A 2,432-nucleotide genomic window follows, 5' to 3' on the forward strand; every position below is an offset into this window, starting at 1 on the left:
ATAGATACAAAAGCGATGTGTTTGTGGAAATAAACGATGAGGCAAAGGAGGTATGGGAAGAGGCAAAGAACATAATAAAAGGTTTAAAGTCCAAGAAAATAGACATATTTGAAGCAAAGGAAAATTTTGAAAAGCTAAAAGCTAAATTTTTTGATTATGTGATACATGTGGATGTAAGTGCAAATAAACCTAGGTTTGATGAGGAGCTTAAGATGTATATAATTAGCAAAGAAGAGCTTGATGATTATTACGACAAAGAAACGGGGTTTGGTAAAGATTTTAAACTAATATATTAGATATGGAAATTGAACAAAGCATAGAAAATGTAAACGGCACTCTTATTTGGTATTACTACATATGCAAAAGGGAAGTGTGGCTTATAGGACACGGCATAGATGCAGATCAAGAGAATGACTTCATCCTGCTTGGTAGACATATACACGATATTTTTTATAAAAACTACAAAAAAGAGTTTATGATAGACAATACCATTAAGATAGACATAATACCTGGCAATTATGTCATAGGAGAGATTAAAAAATCTTCAAAATATTTAAAAAGTGCCACTATGCAACTGGCTTTTTATATTTACTACATGAAACAAAAAGGTATACATTTAAACGGTGAGCTAATGATACCGGAAGAAAGAAAAAGGATAAAAGTATTTCTGACAGAAGATATAGAAAAAGAGCTTGAAAATGCTATAAAAGATATAAAAACTATACTTTCTTATGAAAAGCCACCAAAACCAGAGAAAATACAATACTGTAACCGCTGTGCTTACAAAGAAATGTGCTGGAGCTAACATGGGAAGGCCTATATATCTCTTTAACAGCGGAGAGCTAAAAAGAGAAGAGAACACGATTATTTTTATAACAGAAGAAGCCAAAAGACCGCTTCCTATAAACGCTGTATCTGAAATACATGTCTTTGGTGAGCTTGATTTAAACAAACGAGTTTTGGAGTTTTTAACAAAAAATAAAATACCTATATTTTTTTACAACAGATATGGGTATTATGTAGGGAGTTACTATCCAAGAGAGTATCTAAACTCAGGCATTATAATCTTAAAACAATCCGAGTTTTATTTGGATAAAGATAAAAGGCTTTTTCTTGCTAAAATGTTTGTAAATGGGGCTTTTTCAAATATATTGAAAAATTTAGAATATTACAAAAAATCAAAGCCTGAGATAAACGATTACATAGTAAGTATCAAAGAAAAGTTCAAAACCATAGAAGAGATAAACGACATACCATCTTTGATGGCTCTTGAAGGGGATATAAGGAAGGTTTATTATGATGCTTTTAATATAATTATTAATCAAGAGGGCTTTTCTTTTGAAAATAGGTCAAAAAGACCGCCTGAAAATCCTATAAACGCCCTTATAAGCTTTGGAAATTCCCTTATCTATACAACAATTTTGTCCCAAATCTACAGAACTCACTTAGACCCAAGGATTGGTTATCTTCACGAAACAAATCAAAGGAGTTTTAGCTTAAACCTTGATATATCTGAGATTTTTAAGCCTATAATAGTGGATAGAGTTATATTTAGCCTTGTTAATAAAAGCCAGATACAGCTAAAGCATTTTGACGAGGATTTGGAGTACACATACCTAAATGAAAAGGGAAGAGAAATTTTTATAAAAGAATACGAAGATAAGCTAAGCACCACAATAAAGTATAAGAATTTAGGCAACGTCTCTTATAGAAAACTTATAAGGTTAGAATGCTACAAACTTTACAAACATCTTCTGGAAGAAGAAACATATTTTCCTTTTATATCAAGCTGGTAACATGTTTGTAATACTTGTTTACGATGTAAACGAAAAGAGAGTAAGCAAATTTCACAAAATTTGCAAAAAATACCTAACTTGGGTGCAAAACAGCGTTTTTGAAGGTGAAATCACAGAAGCAAACTATAGAATTCTAACAGATGAGCTAAAATCTATAATGAAACCCCAAGAAGATTCCATTTTGGTTTACAAGTTTAGAACCAAAAAATACTACGAAAGAGAATCTATAGGCATTCCAAAACCCTCTCACGAAGATTTGTTCTTCTAACCATTGCAATACAATCATTTTGTCGATCCTCAAATTTTAATACCATTTTTTGTTTTAAAAGCCATGAAAAATCTGTGAAAAACTGAAAAATCTTACGTATTATCAATGACTTGTCGATCTCCAGCGTTTTTGATAAGATCCGAGATCCACTAGAAACTAATAGCACTTGACAAGCTAAAACTTTTTTATTATATTATCCTCATAACAATAACCACAATCGTACTTCAATAGTTGAATAGGTTAAGTTAGGGTTGGTTTTTAGAGTGCCTATGAGGAATTGAAACATATATCTTATTTACTTCTTCATATATCTTTGCTAAGTTTTTAGAGTGCCTATGAGGAATTGAAACTTATGAATATTGATTTTA

The 2,432-nt window shown here is 31.1% G+C and carries 3 protein-coding genes and 1 pseudogene; all 4 read left to right on the forward strand.

What is annotated here, in order from left to right; translation table 11 throughout:
- A pseudogene (locus ACP5S8_RS08095) lies at nt 1-296 on the forward strand (CRISPR-associated helicase/endonuclease Cas3); the annotation flags it as partial.
- 2 nt (nt 297-298) lie between these two features.
- The gene (gene cas4 / locus ACP5S8_RS08100; protein WP_461876433.1) at nt 299-805 is read left to right on the forward strand and encodes a CRISPR-associated protein Cas4; all 507 of its coding nucleotides are present in this window, start codon (nt 299-301) and stop codon (nt 803-805) included.
- Nucleotides 732-1,796 (forward strand): type I-B CRISPR-associated endonuclease Cas1b, encoded by a 1,065-nt coding sequence (gene cas1b, locus ACP5S8_RS08105; RefSeq protein WP_461876434.1) that lies wholly within the window; start codon nt 732-734, stop codon nt 1,794-1,796. Before cas4 ends, cas1b begins: the two co-directional genes overlap by 74 nt.
- A gap of 1 nt (nt 1,797) precedes the next feature.
- On the forward strand, nt 1,798-2,064 hold the full coding sequence (gene cas2, locus ACP5S8_RS08110; RefSeq protein WP_461876435.1) for a CRISPR-associated endonuclease Cas2: 267 nt from the start codon (nt 1,798-1,800) through the stop codon (nt 2,062-2,064).
- The last annotated feature ends 368 nt before the right edge of the window (nt 2,065-2,432 follow it).

This window comes from Hydrogenobaculum sp. (genome assembly GCF_049967395.1).
In the GTDB taxonomy this organism is placed as follows: domain Bacteria; phylum Aquificota; class Aquificia; order Aquificales; family Aquificaceae; genus Hydrogenobaculum.

Excerpts from the sequence above, each read along its gene's own strand:
- cas2 (WP_461876435.1), top strand. The coding sequence starts at position 1,798 with ATGTTTGTAATACTTGTTTACGATGTAAACGAAAAGAGAGTAAGCAAA.
- cas4 (WP_461876433.1), top strand. The coding sequence starts at position 299 with ATGGAAATTGAACAAAGCATAGAAAATGTAAACGGCACTCTTATTTGG.
- cas1b (WP_461876434.1), top strand. The coding sequence starts at position 732 with ATGAAAAGCCACCAAAACCAGAGAAAATACAATACTGTAACCGCTGTG.